Raw genomic sequence first — 15,410 nt, 5'->3', positions numbered from 1 at the left:
CGGTGAGCGCCCCCACGGCCCCCTCCCCGTGGCTGCCCACGGCGCCGTGCACGCCCGGCCCGTGCACCGCCCACCCCGGCCCGGCCGTCCCGGCCGCCGGAGCCGGCCGGGGCGTGCTGCGGCTGGCCGCGGGGCTCGCCGCCGTCCTCCTCGGCGTGCTGCTCGCCCCGCTCGCGGCCCCGCTGCCGGCGGCCGGGCGTCTGCTGCTCGTCCGGTGCTGGTGCCGGGCCGTGCTGCGGGCGTTCGGGGTACGGGTCCGGGTCACCGGCCGGCCCGCGCCCGAGGGCGGCCCGCTCCTGGTGGTCGCGAACCACGTCTCCTGGCTGGACGTGCCCCTGGTCGCCGCCGTGCTCCCGGGGCGCATGCTCGCCAAGCGCGAGGTGCGGAGCTGGCCCCTGTTCGGCCCGCTCGCCGCGCTCGGCGGCACCCTCTTCATCGACCGCGACCGGCTGCGGACCCTGCCCGCCACGGTGGCCGCGACGGCGCGCGTCCTCGCCGCCGGCGGCCGGGTCGTCGTCTTCCCGGAGGGCTCCACCTGGTGCGGCCGGGCGAGCGGCGTCTTCCGGCCGGCCGCCTTCCAGGCGGCGCTGGACACCGGATCCGGAGTCCAGCCCGTACGGATCGACTACCGGCCCGCCGGGCCCGCCGCGTTCGTCGGCGAGGACACGCTGGGGGCGTCACTGTGGCGGATCGCCACGGCGCGACGGCTCGACGCCGAGATCCGGATACTGGATCCGATATCCAGTCTCCACCATCCGGATCGTCGCTCCCTCGCCCGCGCCGCTCAGTCCACCGTCGCCAGGGAGAGCGCGAACCTCCCCTCCCCGTCCGTCCACCAGCGGGTCAGCGACAGGCCCGCCTCCGCCAGCTCCGTGCGCACGCCCTCCTGACGGAACTTCGCCGACACCTCCGTCCGCAGCTCCTCACCCGCCTCGAACGGCACCACCAGATCGAGCTCCGGGATCTTCACCGACAGCGCGTGCCGCGCCCGCAGCCGCATCTCGATCCACTCGCGCTCCCGGTTCCACAGCGCCACGTGGTCGAAGTCCTCCAGGCGGGCGTCCGCCCCCAGCTCACGGTCGATGACCGCGAGCACGTTCTTGTTGAAGGCGGCCGTCACGCCCGCCGCGTCGTCGTACGCGGCCACCAGCGTCGCCTCGTCCTTCACCAGGTCCGTCCCGAGCAGCAGCGCGTCACCGGGCGAGAGCATCCCCCGGACCGCCCGCAGGAACTCCCGCCGCTCCCCGGGCAGCAGATTGCCGATGGTGCCGCCCAGGAACGCCACCAGACGCGGCCCCGGGGCGTCCGGCAGATCGAGACCGTGGGTGAAGTCGGCGACCAGGGCGTGCACCCGCAGCCCCGGCCGTTCGGCGGCCAGCGCCTCGCCCGCCCCCTTCAGCGCCGACTCGCTCACGTCCACCGGCACATAGGCGACGAGCCCCGGCAGCAGTGCGTCGATCAGGTGGCGGGTCTTCTCCGACGAGCCGGAGCCGAGCTCCACCAGGGTCTGCGCCCCGGTGGCCGCCGCGATCTCCTCCGACCGGGCCATCAGGATCTCCCGCTCGGCGCGCGTCGGGTAGTACTCGGGAAGCCGGGTGATCTCCTCGAACAGTTCGCTGCCGCGCGCGTCGTAGAACCACTTGGGCGGCAGTTCCTTCGGATCGCGGGTCAGGCCGTGGAGCACGTCGGCACGCAGCGCGGCGTCCGCGGCGTCCTCGGCGAGGGTGCGGGTCAACTGGAACGGGCTCACGGGGAGGGCTCCTTGAGCGGGGTGAGGACGACTTCGCCGGGCGAGGCGGTGAGGACCGTCCGGTCCGGCACCTCCGTCCAGCGCGGATCGTCGTCGTACGGTTCGGAGGCCACGACCGTCCGGCCGGGCCCGGTCAGGTACCAGAGCGAGTTCCCCCACGCCGTCGCCGCGATCGTCGCCCCGTCCGTCAGCAGCAGGTTCAGCCGGGCGCCGGGAGCGGCCTCGGCGACCTCCCGGACGGTGTCGGCGAGCGCCCGGTCCGGCGCGTCCCCGGCCCGCAGCCGGTGCAGCACCAGCGCCCACACGAACGCCGAGTCGGTCCGCGCCTCCAGGGCCAGCAGCTCCGCCGCCGGCAGCGTCGCCGCGAGCGCCGTGAGCGACCCGGGCCACCCCGGGACCGCCCCGTTGTGGCTGAACAGCCACCGGTCCGCGGCGAACGGGGCCGCCGCCGCCTCCCCGTCCGCCCCCGGCACGGTGGCGCCCCGCACGGCGCCGAGCAGCGCCCCGGAGCGCACCACCCGGCCCAGGTCGGCGAAGGAGAGGTCGCCCCACAGCGGCCCCGTCCCGCGGTAGCGGGCGGGCACCGGGTCGCCCTGCGCGTACCAGCCGACGCCGAAGCCGTCGGCGTTCACCACGCCGCTGCTCTGCGTCCGCGGCTGCCAGGCCTGCCGTTCCAGCGAGTGCGCGGGCCGCAGCAACAGCTCACCGAGGGCCACCGGCGGGCCCACGTAGGCCAGGTGCCGGCACATCAGGCCGGCTCCGCGTTCCGCGCGGTCCGGAAACCGGAGAAGATCTGCCGCCGCACCGGCAGGTCCCAGTTGCGGAAGGTGCCCCGGCACGCCACCGGGTCCACGGCGAACGACCCGCCGCGCAGCACCTTGTGCGCCGGGCCGAAGAACACCTCGGAGTACTCCTTGTACGGGAAGGCCCGGAACCCCGGATACGGCAGGAAGTCGCTCGCCGTCCACTCCCACACGTCACCGATCAGCTGGCGCACGCCGAGCGGTGAGGCGCCCTCCGGATAGCTGCCGGCCGGCGCGGGCCCCAGGTGCCGCTGTCCGAGGTTGGCGTGTACGGGGCCGGGGTCGGCGTCGCCCCACGGGTAGCGCCGGGACCGGCCGCTCGCCGGGTCGTGGCGGGCCGCCTTCTCCCATTCGGCCTCGGTGGGCAGCCGCCGCCCCGCCCAGCGGGCGTAGGCGTCGGCCTCGTACCAGCTGACGTGCAGCACCGGCTCGTTGCCGGGCACCGGCTCGGTCACCCCGAACCGGCGGCGCAGCCACTGCCCGCCCTCGCGCCGCCAGAACAGCGGTGCCTCGATGCCGTGTTCGCGGATCCGCGCCCATCCCTCCGGCAGCCACCAGCGCTCGTCGTGGTAGCCGCCGTCGGCCATGAAGGCCAGATAGGCGCCGTTGGTCACGGGCGCGGTGTCGATGAAGAAGGCCGGGACGATCCGGGTGTGCGCGGGGCGCTCGTTGTCGAGCGCCCACGGCTCGTCGGAGGTGCCCATGGTGAACGGGCCGCCCGGCACCAGCACCTCGCTCGCCGTCAGCGGGTCGGTGACCGTGACGGGCGGGGGAGGGGCGGTGAGCGCCACCGGACCCTCACGGAGCTGATGGGTGATCAGCATGGTCTCGTCGTGCTGCTGTTCGTGCTGGGCGATCATCCCGAACGCGAAGGCGGACTCGACCAGCGGGTCGGCCTCCAGGCGGGTGGCGTCGAGGACGCCCAGGACCCGGTCGCGCACCTCCGCCGCGTACGCACGCGCCTCGGCGGGCGCCAGCAGCGGCAGCGACGGCCGGCTCGCGCGGGGGTGCCGGAACGCGTCGTACAGCGGGTCGATCTCCGGCCGCAGTGCCTCACGACCGGCGACCGCCCGCCACAGCCACTGCTCCTCCTGGTTGCCGATGTGTGCGAGGTCCCACACCAGCGGGGACATCAACGGCGAGTGCTGGGCGGTCAGTTCGCCGTCGTCCACGCAGGAGGTGAGCAGTGCGGTGCGCTCCCGCGCCGTGGTCAGCGCCGCCACCGCCCGCGACCGCAGCGAAGCCTCCTCGTGTGGGGTCTCCGGCACGGTCATGACGCCACCTCCCGCAGCTCGTCGGCGGGGCAGCCGCCCCCCAGCACATGGCGTTCGTGGAACGCGGCCACCGCCCCCACGACCTCCGCCGACGCCCCGATCCGGGGCAGTGCCTCCAGGGCCGCCTCGAACACCGCGAGCGCCGCCGTGTGCAGCCGCGGGTCGGTCAGGCCGTCCCGTGCCGCGGCCCGCCACAGCGGGTTGCGGGGAGCCGGGCCGTGACCGGCCAGCGCCTCCAGCGGCCCGACCGCCCGGTGGGCGGCCTCGGCGGCCCGGGGGTCCTCGAACAGGGCGGTGGTCACCGCCACCGGCACCATCCAGCCGTCCAGGCCCGGCTGTGCGTCGATCATCCGCAGCTCCAGGTGCCCGCGCGGCCGCACCGGCGGGAAGAGGGTCGTCAGGTGGTAGCGCAGGTCGTCCGCGTCGGCCTGCCGCGGCCGGCCCGTGCGCAGCCATTCCCGGAACGTCAGTCCCTCGGGCACCGCCCAGGGCCCCTGCGGGGTCCGTACGCACAACACGGGGGTGTCGAGGACGTGCGCCGCCCACTCGGCGCGCGGCTCGCCGTCCGGCGGCGGGGCCAGGGTGCGCGTCGGGTCGAGGTCGCTCCACAGGGCCTGCCGGGTGGAGCGCCAGCCGGTCCGGCGGCCGCCGTGGACGGCGGAGTTGGCGAACGCCGCCACCAGCACCGCGCCCAGCAGGTGCGCGAGCCGCCAGCGCCGCCGGTAGCCGAGCGGCCCCGGTCCGTCCAGACCGGCGTCGAGACAGACCTGCACGGAGGCCGACTCGCACATCATGGCCCGCCCGGCGGGGCCGTTCCTGGCGAGGGCGGTCTCCATGGCGTCGTACCGAGGCTCGTGCAGCACGCGCGCGCGTGGCGTCTGCCACGGGTCCACCCCGTAGCCGCTGAGGCCGAGTCCGAGCGGGGCGAGGGCCTCCCGCACCGCCCGCAGATCGGCGGCCAGCGAGTCCAGGCACTCCATGAGGGAGGCGGCGGGCAGCGAGCTGAGCTCCAGTTGCCCACCGGGTTCGAAGGTGAGGGCCGCGACCAGCGGCACGGCCCGCACGGTGTCGATCGCCGCGGCCAGCCGGCGCGGCGCGACGGGAAGGCGGGGATCACGCAGCTCGTGGACGAGCCATTCCAGCTCGACCCCGACCGCACGCGGCGGTCCCGTCTTGAAACAGATACATCGCAGCAGGTCCTCGGCCTCCTCCTCGGTCAGAGGAGGACCACCCCTCGGTATGCCGTCCGACGACGGTGTCGTCATCGCTCCACCTCCTGGGAAAGCGCTGATTCCACCTAAAGCCACCGGGCACGGGCGTGCAAGAGCGCCTCCCGCGCCCGGCCGGGAAAACCCGTTGCCGCCGCGAACACGAGTCGATCATGCTTTCGGGTCATGAGCGCACGACTGCGGGCCCTCGCCCGCGAGACCGAGGAGATCGTGGCGGCGGGCCGCTACACCGCCCCCGACGGCCGGACCGTCCACCTCGCCGCGCAGCTGGCCGCCGCGCTGGCCGGGACCCGCCTCCACGGCCCCGAACCCGTCGCCGTCACCCCCGGCACCGACCGCGCGACGACCCTCCAGGTCACCGCCGAGAGCAGCCTCGCCGCCGCCCGCCGCATGACCCGCGCCGACCCGGGAACCCCCGTGGCGGTCCTCAACTTCGCCTCCGCCCGCAACCCCGGCGGCGGCTACCTCAACGGCGCCCAGGCCCAGGAAGAGGCCCTGTGCCGCTCCTCCGCCCTCTACGCCACCCTGCTGCGCGCCCCCGCGTACTACGACCACCACCGGGCGGAACGGGACGCCTTCTACACCGACCGGGTCATCCACTCGCCCGCGGTACCCGTCTTCCGCGACGACCGCGGCGCCCTGCTCGCCGAACCGTTCACGGCCGGCTTCCTCACCTCTCCCGCGCCCAACGCCGGGGTGATCCGCCGCCGCACCCCCGAGCTGGCCCACCGCGTCCCGGCGGCCCTCGCCGCCCGTGCCGAGCGGGTCCTGGAGACCGCCGCCGTCCACGGCTACCGCAGGCTGGTGCTGGGTGCCTGGGGCTGCGGGGTCTTCCAGAACGACCCCACGGAGGTCGCGACCGCCTTCAGGACGTTGCTCACCGGGGAAGGCCGCTTCGCCCGTCACTTCGACGAGGTCGTCTTCGCGATCCTGGACCGTACGCGCGACCAGGGCACCCTCGGCGCCTTCCGGCGCGTCTTCCCTGACCCGACCGCCTGACATGCGGCTTTCGTACTCCCGTGCGAGCCTGGGAGCGAGATCTTCCATGACGGGAGGCACGATCGTGGGCAAGAAACAGACCCGGGTCAACAAGGGTGCCCGCACCGGCGGCCACGAGCACCGCGCGGCGGTCTCGGCGAAGGAGACCCCCCGTTCGTCCTCCTCCGAGGCGCCGCGCCCGGCCATGGACGTCCCCGCCCACCGCAAAGAGCGCAGGTTCGGGCACAACTGAGAGGCGCGTGACCACCGTGGGGACGGCGCGTGGATGATGGACCCCCTTTCCCGCTCGTCCCAGGGGGGTACATGCGCACCACTCGTCTCACCGCCGTCCTCGCCGTCACCCTGCTCGCCGGTCTCACCGCCTGCACCTTCGAGACACCACCGTCCGCGCGGGCCGAACCGACGGCCGTCGTCTCGGTGGACACCGTCCCGACGGCCACCACCGCCCCGCCCGAGCAGCCCGCGGCGGGCGGCGGCATGCCCGACCTCATCGGCGGAAGCGTCGCCGGCGCCTATGCCCAGCTGTCGGGCAGCATGAGGTTCGAGGACGTCTCCGGCCAGGGCCGGATGGTGCCCGTCCGGACGTCGGCCGCCGCCGACTGGAAGATCTGCACCCAGCAGCCCGCCCCCGGCGCCGCCGTCGACGGGACCATCGTGCTCGGTGCCGTGAAGAAGAACGAGAGCTGCTGACGACGGCCCGCGGACGTACGGGGTCGGCGCCGGCGCCCCGTCCCGTACGCCCCGGCGCCGGACCGAGCCCGAACCGAGCCCGGACCGAGCCCGGACCGGGCCCGGCATCCGCCCCGCGTACGGCCCCTCCCCTCCGGTCCTTCACCCCCGTCGGCGCCAACAGGCCCACGGCGGCGCGCAGATGACCCCGCGCGGACCTCGGGCACCTGTGTCACCCGCAGGCGGCGCGTGTGCGTCCCGCGCAGAACTCCATTCCGGCCATCCGCCGGAGCCCGTGCCGGAGGGTTCTGGAAAGATGCCGGTTCGATGAGCCAGTCACCCAAGCAGTCCGCCGGACGTTCCGTCCCCACCAGCGCCGACGTGGCCCGGCTCGCGGGGGTCTCCCGTGCCACCGTGAGCTACGTCCTGAACAACACCGCGGCCGTACGGATCAGCGAGCCCACCCGCCGCCGGGTGCGCGAGGCCGCCGAGGAGCTCGGTTACGTGCCGCACGCCGCGGCCCGCAGCCTGCGCGCCGGGCACAGCAGGATGGTCCTGATGCCCACCGCGCACGTGCCGATCGGCCCGCTGTACAGCGGCTTCCTCAACGAGCTCCAGTGGGCCCTGCGCCGCCTGGACTACACGGTGGTGCAGTACGCCGGCGTCGGCCTGGAGGCGGACGAGGCCGCCCGCGCCTGGGCCGAGCTGCGACCGGTAGCGGTGGTCTCGCTGGGCCGGGCGGGGCTGACGCCGTCCGGAGTGGAACTGCTCAAGCGCGCCGGCGCCAGGGCCGTCATCACGGTCGGCCCGCAGCAGATCGCCGGCACCCACGCGCTCGTCATGGACCAGACGACGGTCGGCCGGGCGGCGGGCGCCCATCTGGTCGAGCGCGGCTGCCGGGCCGTCGGGGTCGTGATGCCCGAGGAGCCGGGCCTGGAGATGTTCTCCGTGCCGCGGCTCGACGGCGTGCGGGCGGCGGCGGAGCGGGCCGGCGCCACCGTCGTACCCCTGCCGCTGCGGTACGAGGAGGAGCCCGCCGACCGGCTCGCAGCGCGCTGGCGCGAGCTGGGCCTCGACGGCGTCTTCGCCTACAACGACGAGTACGCGATGCTCCTCATGCGGGCCCTCCAGGACGCCGGGATCGCGATCCCGGAGGAGACGGCCGTGGTCGGCTCGGACGACCTCGTGCTCGGACGGCTGCTGCGGCCCCGGCTCAGCACCGTGCACATCGACATGGTGCGGGGACAGGAGCTCGCCGAGCTGGTCGACCGGGCGGTCCGTGATCCCGAGGCGGCGCCGGAGCGACGGGAACTGCTCGCGTCGCGGATCGTGCGCCGCGAGTCCAGCTGAGCGAGTCCGGGTGAGCGAGTCCGGGTGACCGGCTCCCGAGGGGACGGGTCCGGCGGCATCGGGACGCTCCGGCGGCGTCGGGAGGACGCGGCCGCGCGGTCGGCTTAGCGTCGATCCATGAGCACACATCCGAAGCGTTTCGAGATCCTTCTGGTGCCCTCCCACGTGGACGACCGCGGCGGCGCCTCCGTACAGGACAGCGCCGTGCGCTCGGCCGTCGTCGAGGCGACCGGCCGGATCGGCGAGTCCGGCTATCCGATCTACGAGGGGCACGGGCTGATGGCCGACATCGACCCGCAGACGCGGACGGTGGAGGCGCTGCTCGTGGACGGCCGCGAGCTCGACTACGGACTGACGGCGCTGATCAGAGGGCCCGGGACGGCCTGAAGGGGCGTTGACAGAAGGCGCGCACCGGCGGAGACTCGGGCCCGCGAGGGACGAAGAATACTTCGCCGGGCGAACATCGCGGCGAACGGCGAAGGGAACACCGGGCGAGCCCGGGGGCGTTCGGCGCGTTCCGACTCCCCGCGCCGTTGCCCGTACGCGAAGGTCCCCGTGGGAGAGAACCGATGAGCATCCGCGACGTCTACATCGTCGACGCCGTCCGCACCCCGATCGGCAAGTTCGGCGGCGCGCTCTCCTCCGTCCGGCCCGACGACCTCGCCGCCCACGTGGTGCGCGCCCTGGTCGACCGCACCCCGGACCTCGACCCGTCCCGGATCGACGACGTGTACTTCGGCGACGCCAACGGAGCGGGCGAAGACAACCGCGACGTGGCCCGCATGGCCGTCCTGCTCGCCGGCCTGCCCACCTCGGTCCCCGGCGTGACCGTCAACCGGCTCTGCGGATCCGGCCTGGAGGCCGTCATCCAGGCCGCCCGCGCGATCGCCCTCGGTGACGCCTCCGTCGCCGTCGCCGGCGGCGTCGAGTCGATGTCCCGTGCCCCCTGGGTGCTGCAGAAGCCCGAGCGCGCCTTCCCGGCCGGCCACCAGCAGCTGCACTCCACGACGCTCGGCTGGCGCATGACCAACCCGCGCATGCCCGCCGAGTGGACCGTCTCCCTCGGCGAGGGCGCGGAGCTCGTCGCCGACAAGCACGCGATCGGCCGCGAGCAGCAGGACGCCTTCGCCCTCGCGAGCCACCGCAAGGCCGCCGAGGCATGGGCCAAGGGCCTCTACGACGGCGAGGTCGTCCCCTACGAGGGAGTCGAGCTGGTGCGGGACGAATGCATCCGCGACACCACCTCCCCGGAGGCCCTGGCCCAGCTGAAGCCCTCCTTCCGCCCCGACGGCGGCACGGTCACGGCCGGCAACGCCTCCCCGCTCAACGACGGGGCCGCGGCCCTGCTCCTGGTCGACGAGGCGGGGCTGCGCGAGACCGGCCGTGAGCCGCTGGCCCGGATCCGCGCCTCCGCCGTCACCGGCATCGAGCCGCAGCTCTTCGGGCTCGGCCCGGTCGAGGCGGTGCGACGGGCCCTGGACAAGGCGGGCCGGGACTTCTCCGACCTGACGACCTTCGAGCTGAACGAGGCGTTCGCCGCCCAGGCCCTCGGCTGCCTGGCCGAGTGGCCGGAACTCGACCCCGACGTGGTCAATCCGCGCGGCGGCGCCATCGCGATCGGCCACCCGCTGGGCGCCTCGGGCGCCCGCCTCGCCGGCGCGGTCGCCCACCAGCTGGCGGCGGCCGGCTCCGGTACGGGCCTCGCCGCGCTCTGCATCGGCGTGGGTCAGGGCCTGGCCCTCGTCCTGGAGCGCTGACGCCTCCGCGCAGACGCCGGAGGGGCTCCGGAGACACGCGCTCCGAAACCCCTCGGCGGCCACGCCGCTTCTCGGCCGCCGGCCGCGGACCGGCCGTCGGCCGCGGACCGGCCGTCGGCGTGTGGTGTCAGACGCCGGCTGCCGCCCGGCCGTCGGCTGCTACTTCTGCTGTGCCTCGGCGGCGATGGACTTGCGGACCTCGTCCATGTCCAGCTTGCGGGCCTGGCCGATGACGTCCTCCAGAGCGACCTCCGGGAGGGCGCCGGGCTGCGCGAAGATCGCGACCTTGTCGCGGACGATCATCAGGGTCGGGATCGAGCGGATCTCGAACGCCGCTGCCAGTTCCGGCTGCGCCTCGGTGTCCACCTTGGCGAAGACCAGGTCCTCGTGGCGCTTGGAGGCGGCCTCGAAGACGGGCGCGAACTGACGGCACGGACCGCACCAGGAAGCCCAGAAATCGATCAGAACGAAGTCGTTCTCACTCACGATCTGGTCGAAGTTGTCCTTGGTGAGCTCTACGGTGCTCATGCTTCCTACCTCTCGGGGTCCAGTGCCTGTCACCTGCGGTCCTCACGGTCCCCTGGGGACTCACCCCGCACAACGGCGTATCGAGCCGCGCTATTCCGCACCGCTACCCGGCAGACTTGGACCATGACACGAGCGGCGGAGAACGCAGACGCGCACACGTACGACGTGGTGGTCCTGGGCGCGGGACCGGTGGGCGAGAACGTGGTGGACCGGGTCCGGGCGGCCGGGCTCAGCGTGGCGGTGGTGGAGGGCGAGCTGGTCGGCGGCGAGTGCTCGTACTGGGCCTGCATGCCCAGCAAGGCGCTCCTGCGGCCCGCCATCGTCCGTTCCGAGGCGCGCGGGACGCCGGGGCTGCGCGGTCACTCGTACGGGCCGCTGGACGCCCACGAGGTGCTGGCCCACCGCGACTCCGTGGTGGGGGACTGGAAGGACGACGGCCAGGTGGAGTGGGTGGAGTCCACCGGCGCCCACCTCTACCGCGGCCACGGCCGGCTCCACGGACCCCGCGTCGTCACCGTCCGGGGGCCCGAGGGCGACCGCCACGTCCTGACGGCCCGGCACGCCGTCGCCGTCTGCACCGGAAGCCGCGCCGTCCTTCCCGACCTGCCGGGACTGCCCGCAGCCGGGCCCTGGACCAGCCGCGAGGCGACGAGTTCGGGCCGGGTGCCCGAGCGGCTGGTCGTCGTCGGCGGGGGAGTGGTCGGCGTGGAGATGGCGACCGCCTGGCAGGCGCTCGGCTCACGGGTCACCGTGCTCGTCAGGGGCGGCGGACTGCTGCCCCGCATGGAGCCGTTCGCGGGCGAACACGTCGCCGCCGCCCTCGCGGAACGCGGCGCCGACATCCGCACCGGCGTCACCGTCGCCGCGGTGGTGCGGGACGGCAGCACCGGACCGGTCACCGTCGTCCTGGAGGGCGGCGACCGGGTCGAGGGCGACGAGGTGCTCTTCGCGACCGGCCGGCAGCCCCGCACCGAGGACATCGGCCTGGAGACGGTCGGGCTGGAACCCGGCTCGTGGCTGTCGGTCGACGACAGCCTCCGGGTCGAGGGACACGACTGGCTCTACGCCGTCGGGGACGTCAACCGGCGCGCCCTGCTGACCCACCAGGGCAAGTACCAGGCGCGGATCGCGGGCGCCGCCATCGCCGCCCGGGCCGCCGGGAACGGCTCGGGGGGCGGCCCCGGCGACGGCTCGGACGCAGGCTCGGCGGGCTCCGGGGACGGTGCGCGGAACACCGGCACCGGCCCCTGGGGCCCGTACAGCGCCACCGCCGACCACGCGGCCGTCCCCCAGGTCGTCTTCACCGACCCCGAGGCGGCCTCCGTGGGGCTCACGCTGGCCGCCGCCGAAGCGGCGGGACTCCGGGTGCGGGCCGTGGACCTCGACCTGACGGCGGTGGCGGGCGCGGGGCTGTACGCCCAGGGATACCGGGGCCACGCGCGCATGGTCGTCGATCTCGACCGGGAGACGGTCGTCGGCGCCACCTTCGTCGGACCCGGCATTGGCGAACTCCTCCACTCCGCCACCGTCGCCGTCACCGGCGAGGTCCCGATCGCCCGCCTCTGGCACGCCGTTCCCGCCTATCCGACCCTGAGCGAGGCGTGGTTGCGTCTCCTGGAGGCGTACCGGGACGGGGCGGGCACGTCGTGAGCCCGGGGGAGCGGGACGGGAGGGACCGCGCGCGGAGCGAGCGTGCGCAGAAGGAGCGTGCGCAGAAGGAGCGTGCCAACGAGTACGACGCCTCCTGCGCGCGCTGCGGCGGCCCGGTCCCGGCGGGCGCCGGAGTGCTGCGGCACGGCGCCAGGGCCTGGGAGGTCTACCACCCGGAGCACGCTCCCGAGCCCGGCCCGCCCCCGCCGGGAGACCACTCCGGCTGGCACCGGCGGCGCCTGCTGGCACTGGACATCGGATCCACCGGGTATCGGCCGGCCGTCGATCGGATCCGATCCGCGGCGCTGCGGGGCAGCGACGGGACGTCGTACGACTGGATCGTGGATCCAGGATCCGATATCCAATCCTCTGATGCCGGATCCGATCTCCGTAGAGGAATCAGATCTGATCTCCGCGGAGGAATCGGATCCGATGTCCCCGGACGAATCGGATCCGATGTCCCGGACTCCGGGCCCACCGCAGCGCGGGACAGCGGATCCCCTGTCCCGCCCACCGTCACCCCGCCCCACCGCGCCCTCGACGAACTCGCCACCCTCGTCGCCGCGCACCTCGCCGCCAAGGAACTGCTGGTCGTCTGGTTCGCCCCGCACGTGCTGACGACGCTGCACGCCGAACTCCTCCGCCACGGCCTCGCCCCGCTCACCGAGCGCCTGCCCTCCGGTGTGGCACCCGTCTGCGACCCGCTCGTCCTCGACCGCCACGTCGACCGCTACCGCCCCGGCAGCCGTTCCCTGCGGTCCGTGGCCGAGTGGTACGGAGTCCCGCACGCCCGCCCCGGGGACCCGGGGTCGGACGCCGGGGCGGCCCTGCTCCTGGCCGGGACCCTCGCGGCCCGCCACCCGGCGCTCGCGCGGCTCTCCCGGCCGGCGCTGCACACGGAGCAGGTCCTCTGGTACGCCGAGCAGACGAGCCGTCACATGGACGCGCCCGCCTGGCCGTTCGCGCCCGTCGAGCCACTGCCCTGGGAGCCGCTCCCCGAGGACTGACCTCCGGCCAGAGGGCTCCTGCCTGAGGGCTCCTACCGAAGGGCCCGGTCAGAGGGCCCCAGCGCCCGAGGGCCGGCGCTCAGGCCCGGGGGACGAGCAGCTCCGCCGCCGCCCGGGCGGCGTCCAGAGCGCTCCTGGTGTCCCGTCCCGACTCCTCGCCGAGCACCACTCGCGTGCTCAACCCGTCCAGGAGCGCGAGCAGTTCGGAGGCGCGGGCGGTCACGTCCATCGGTGCGAAGTGTCCTTGCGCGACGCCCTTGGAGAGCAGGGCTTCCAGGTCGTCCTGCCAGCCCCGGTCGAGTTCCGCCTGTGCGGCGCGCAGTTCCTCGTTGGCCGGAATGCGCGCCCACAGTTCGATCCAGAGCGTCCAGCGCGGGTCGCGCGGGCCGCGCGGGAGATACAGCCGCAGGAACGAATCGAGCCGGCGGGGCGCGGTGACCCTGCGCGCGAGCAGTCGCCGCCGCTCCTCGCCGAGGGTCGCCTCGCTCCAGCGCAGGGCCGCGAGCAGCAGGAGGTCCTTGCTGCCGAAGTAGTACAGGATGTGGCCGCCACTGGTCCCGAGGCGCTCGGCGAGCGCGGACATGGTGAGCGCGCCGAGCCCGTCCTCGGCGATGGCGGTCATGGCCTCTTCGAGCATCCGCTCCCGCGTGATGCTCCCGTCCCGCCGCCGCCCGGCCCGTGCTGCCCCTGCCACCGATCCCGTCCTCGTGCCGACTCCCGCGTACGGGTCGACCCTAACCGCAATCCGCAAGGGGCTTGACGTGGCCGGATCCAGCCAGCATCTTGAATGCCGTTCAAAGAGTTAGAACGCCATTCAAGAAATCCGTTCCGAAGTGAGCAGGACGAAGGAGGTGCGGAGTGCTCGGACACGAGACGGCGCCCGTGACGGCGGGCACGGCCGGCGCGGCGGGCCGCGACGAGGTCTTCCAGGTCGAGGGCCACGGCATCGACCCCATCCCCGAGGGCGAACGGCACGGCGGGGCCAAGGACCTCTTCTGGCTCTGGTTCGGATCCAATCTGACCTTCACCTACGTCATCAACGGTGCTCTCGCCGTCGCCTTCGGCCTCTCCTTCTGGCAGGCGACCGCCGTGGTCGTGCTCGGCGGGCTCTCCTTCTTCGCCATCAGCGCCGCCGGCCTCAGCGGCGTCCGCACCGGCACCGCCACCCTCGTCATCTCCCGCGCCGCCTTCGGCGTGCGCGGCAACTGGCCCGCCGGCCTGCTCAACTGGGTCGTCAGCATCGGCTACACCATCGTCAACACCGTGGTCGGCACGCTCGCCCTCGAAGCCCTCCTCGCCGAACTCGGCTGGAGCGGCGGCCGGCTCCCGCGCGCCCTCGCTCTCGCGGTCACCCTCACCCTGACCTTCGCCGTCGCCCTGTGGGGCCACGCCACCGTCCAGTGGGCCGAGCGCTGGATGGCCTACGCCCTCGCCGCGGGCTTCGCCGCCCTGCTGGTCTTCGTCCTGCCCGGCGCCGACACGGCCGCCCCGGCCGCCGCACCCGGCCCGTCGGGCTGGAGCCTGGCGTTCGTCGTCATGCTCGCGGGCCCCTTCTCGTACGTACCGATGCCCGCCGACTACACCCGCTACCTGCCCCGCACCACCTCGCTCACGGCACTCACCTGGAGCGGTGGTCTCGGCGGCCTGGTCGCCTCCGTGGCCCTCGGCGTCGCCGGCGTGGCCGCCGCCACCCAGACCGACATGACCGACGCCGTCGCGGGCACCTCCGAACTGCTGCCCGGCTGGTTCCAGCCCCTCTTCCTGGCCCTCGTCCTCGGCGGATCGATCACCAACTCGATCATCACCCTCTACTCGTCGAGCCTGAACCTCCAGGTCCTCGGCATCCCCTGGAGTCGCGCCCGCGCCATCGTCATCAGCGCGGTCGTCACCGCCGCCGGCTCCCTCGGCGCCCTCTTCCTCACCGACTTCACCACCTCGCTGCTCTCCTTCCTCTCGCTCCTCATCATCGTGTTCGCCCCGTGGGGCGGCGTCTTCCTCGCCGACATGGTGCTGAGGCGCTGCACCTACGACTCCGCGGCGCTGCACGCCGGTGAGCGCGGGGCCTACTGGTACCGGGCGGGCTGGCACCCGGCCGGACTCGCCGCCCTCCTCGCGGGCATGCTCTTCGCCGCGCTCACCTGCGACTCCGCGCTGTGGACCGGCCCGCTCGTGGCCCCGCTCGGCGGCGCCGACCTCTCCCTCCTCGGCGCCGCCGTCTCCGCCGCCGTGTACGTCCTCCTGGCCCGCCGCACCGCACGGCCCGTCCCCGCCTGACCCACCGAGCCGGGCCCGCGCGCCCCACTCCGTACCGGACAGAGCCCGCGCGCCGCCTCCCGGCCCGACCCGTCGAGGGCCTGGCCCCCCCCGCCCCGTACGGGACAGAGCAGCCCGCGC

Annotated in this window: 16 protein-coding genes; 10 read left to right on the top strand and 6 right to left on the bottom strand. The window is 74.5% G+C overall.

From position 1 onward, the window contains the following. Positions 1–2 precede the first annotated feature (2 nt). Positions 3–890 carry a lysophospholipid acyltransferase family protein gene (locus tag ABD954_RS02740; RefSeq protein WP_345484106.1) on the top strand — a complete coding sequence of 296 codons (888 nt, stop codon included), beginning with the start codon at positions 3–5 and terminating at the stop codon, positions 888–890. On the opposite strand, the gene egtD is transcribed toward ABD954_RS02740, so the two are convergent. The 4 genes from egtD to egtA are packed head-to-tail and all read right to left on the bottom strand — an operon-like array spanning position 785 to position 5,092. Next, a complete protein-coding gene (gene egtD / locus ABD954_RS02735) occupies positions 785–1,750 on the bottom strand; it encodes an L-histidine N(alpha)-methyltransferase (RefSeq protein WP_345484105.1) in 966 nt (321 codons plus the stop codon). The genes ABD954_RS02740 and egtD overlap by 106 nt on opposite strands. After that, positions 1,747–2,499 (bottom strand): ergothioneine biosynthesis protein EgtC, encoded by a 753-nt coding sequence (egtC, locus tag ABD954_RS02730; RefSeq protein WP_345484104.1) that lies wholly within the window; start codon positions 2,497–2,499, stop codon positions 1,747–1,749. The genes egtD and egtC overlap by 4 nt, the downstream gene beginning before the upstream one ends. Beyond that, complete coding sequence (gene egtB / locus ABD954_RS02725; protein WP_345484103.1) at positions 2,499–3,827, bottom strand: ergothioneine biosynthesis protein EgtB; 1,329 nt, start codon at positions 3,825–3,827, stop codon at positions 2,499–2,501. The genes egtC and egtB overlap by 1 nt, the downstream gene beginning before the upstream one ends. Beyond that, positions 3,824–5,092, bottom strand: coding sequence for an ergothioneine biosynthesis glutamate--cysteine ligase EgtA (gene egtA / locus ABD954_RS02720; protein WP_345484102.1), 1,269 nt, complete (start codon positions 5,090–5,092; stop codon positions 3,824–3,826). The genes egtB and egtA overlap by 4 nt, the downstream gene beginning before the upstream one ends. Before the next feature lie 129 nt (positions 5,093–5,221). Between egtA and ABD954_RS02715 the strand changes: the two genes are divergently transcribed. The 6 genes from ABD954_RS02715 (at position 5,222) to ABD954_RS02690 (ending at position 9,831) form a co-directional block, all read left to right on the top strand. Further along, entirely contained in the window at positions 5,222–6,055 is an 834-nt protein-coding gene (locus tag ABD954_RS02715; RefSeq protein ID WP_345484101.1) for a TIGR02452 family protein, read from the top strand. A 46-nt stretch (positions 6,056–6,101) separates the two neighbouring features. Then, positions 6,102–6,287 carry a hypothetical protein gene (locus ABD954_RS02710; RefSeq protein WP_345484100.1) on the top strand — a complete coding sequence of 62 codons (186 nt, stop codon included), beginning with the start codon at positions 6,102–6,104 and terminating at the stop codon, positions 6,285–6,287. Positions 6,288–6,358: 71 nt separating this feature from the next. Then, positions 6,359–6,745, top strand: a complete 387-nt coding sequence (locus ABD954_RS02705) for a hypothetical protein (RefSeq protein ID WP_345484099.1) — start codon at positions 6,359–6,361, stop codon at positions 6,743–6,745. 306 nt (positions 6,746–7,051) lie between these two features. After that, positions 7,052–8,074, top strand: coding sequence for a LacI family DNA-binding transcriptional regulator (locus ABD954_RS02700; RefSeq protein WP_345484098.1), 1,023 nt, complete (start codon positions 7,052–7,054; stop codon positions 8,072–8,074). A 117-nt stretch (positions 8,075–8,191) separates the two neighbouring features. After that, entirely contained in the window at positions 8,192–8,461 is a 270-nt protein-coding gene (locus ABD954_RS02695; RefSeq protein WP_345484097.1) for a hypothetical protein, read from the top strand. 182 nt (positions 8,462–8,643) lie between these two features. Continuing rightward, positions 8,644–9,831, top strand: coding sequence for a thiolase family protein (locus ABD954_RS02690; protein WP_345484096.1), 1,188 nt, complete (start codon positions 8,644–8,646; stop codon positions 9,829–9,831). A gap of 159 nt (positions 9,832–9,990) precedes the next feature. Here the strand turns inward: ABD954_RS02690 and trxA are convergent, their stop codons facing one another. Further along, the gene (gene trxA, locus ABD954_RS02685) at positions 9,991–10,359 is read right to left on the bottom strand and encodes a thioredoxin (RefSeq protein WP_345484095.1); all 369 of its coding nucleotides are present in this window, start codon (positions 10,357–10,359) and stop codon (positions 9,991–9,993) included. Positions 10,360–10,482: 123 nt separating this feature from the next. On the opposite strand from trxA, the gene ABD954_RS02680 reads away from it, so the two are divergent. Then, positions 10,483–12,009: a dihydrolipoyl dehydrogenase family protein gene (locus tag ABD954_RS02680; protein WP_345484094.1), complete on the top strand. Its 1,527-nt coding sequence runs from the start codon at positions 10,483–10,485 to the stop codon at positions 12,007–12,009. Beyond that, positions 12,006–13,016 (top strand): 3'-5' exonuclease family protein, encoded by a 1,011-nt coding sequence (locus ABD954_RS02675; RefSeq protein ID WP_345484093.1) that lies wholly within the window; start codon positions 12,006–12,008, stop codon positions 13,014–13,016. The genes ABD954_RS02680 and ABD954_RS02675 overlap by 4 nt, the downstream gene beginning before the upstream one ends. A 79-nt stretch (positions 13,017–13,095) precedes the next feature. On the opposite strand, the gene ABD954_RS02670 is transcribed toward ABD954_RS02675, so the two are convergent. Then, positions 13,096–13,653, bottom strand: a complete 558-nt coding sequence (locus tag ABD954_RS02670) for a TetR/AcrR family transcriptional regulator (RefSeq protein ID WP_382746021.1) — start codon at positions 13,651–13,653, stop codon at positions 13,096–13,098. A gap of 221 nt (positions 13,654–13,874) precedes the next feature. On the opposite strand from ABD954_RS02670, the gene ABD954_RS02665 reads away from it, so the two are divergent. After that, positions 13,875–15,290: a purine-cytosine permease family protein gene (locus ABD954_RS02665; RefSeq protein ID WP_345484090.1), complete on the top strand. Its 1,416-nt coding sequence runs from the start codon at positions 13,875–13,877 to the stop codon at positions 15,288–15,290. The last annotated feature ends 120 nt before the right edge of the window (positions 15,291–15,410 follow it).

Source organism: Streptomyces roseoviridis, from assembly GCF_039535235.1.
Taxonomy (GTDB): Bacteria; Actinomycetota; Actinomycetes; order Streptomycetales; family Streptomycetaceae; genus Streptomyces; species Streptomyces roseoviridis.
The sequence above is the reverse complement of the archived record's forward strand: the minus strand, read 5'-3'. Positions and strand labels throughout refer to the sequence as shown.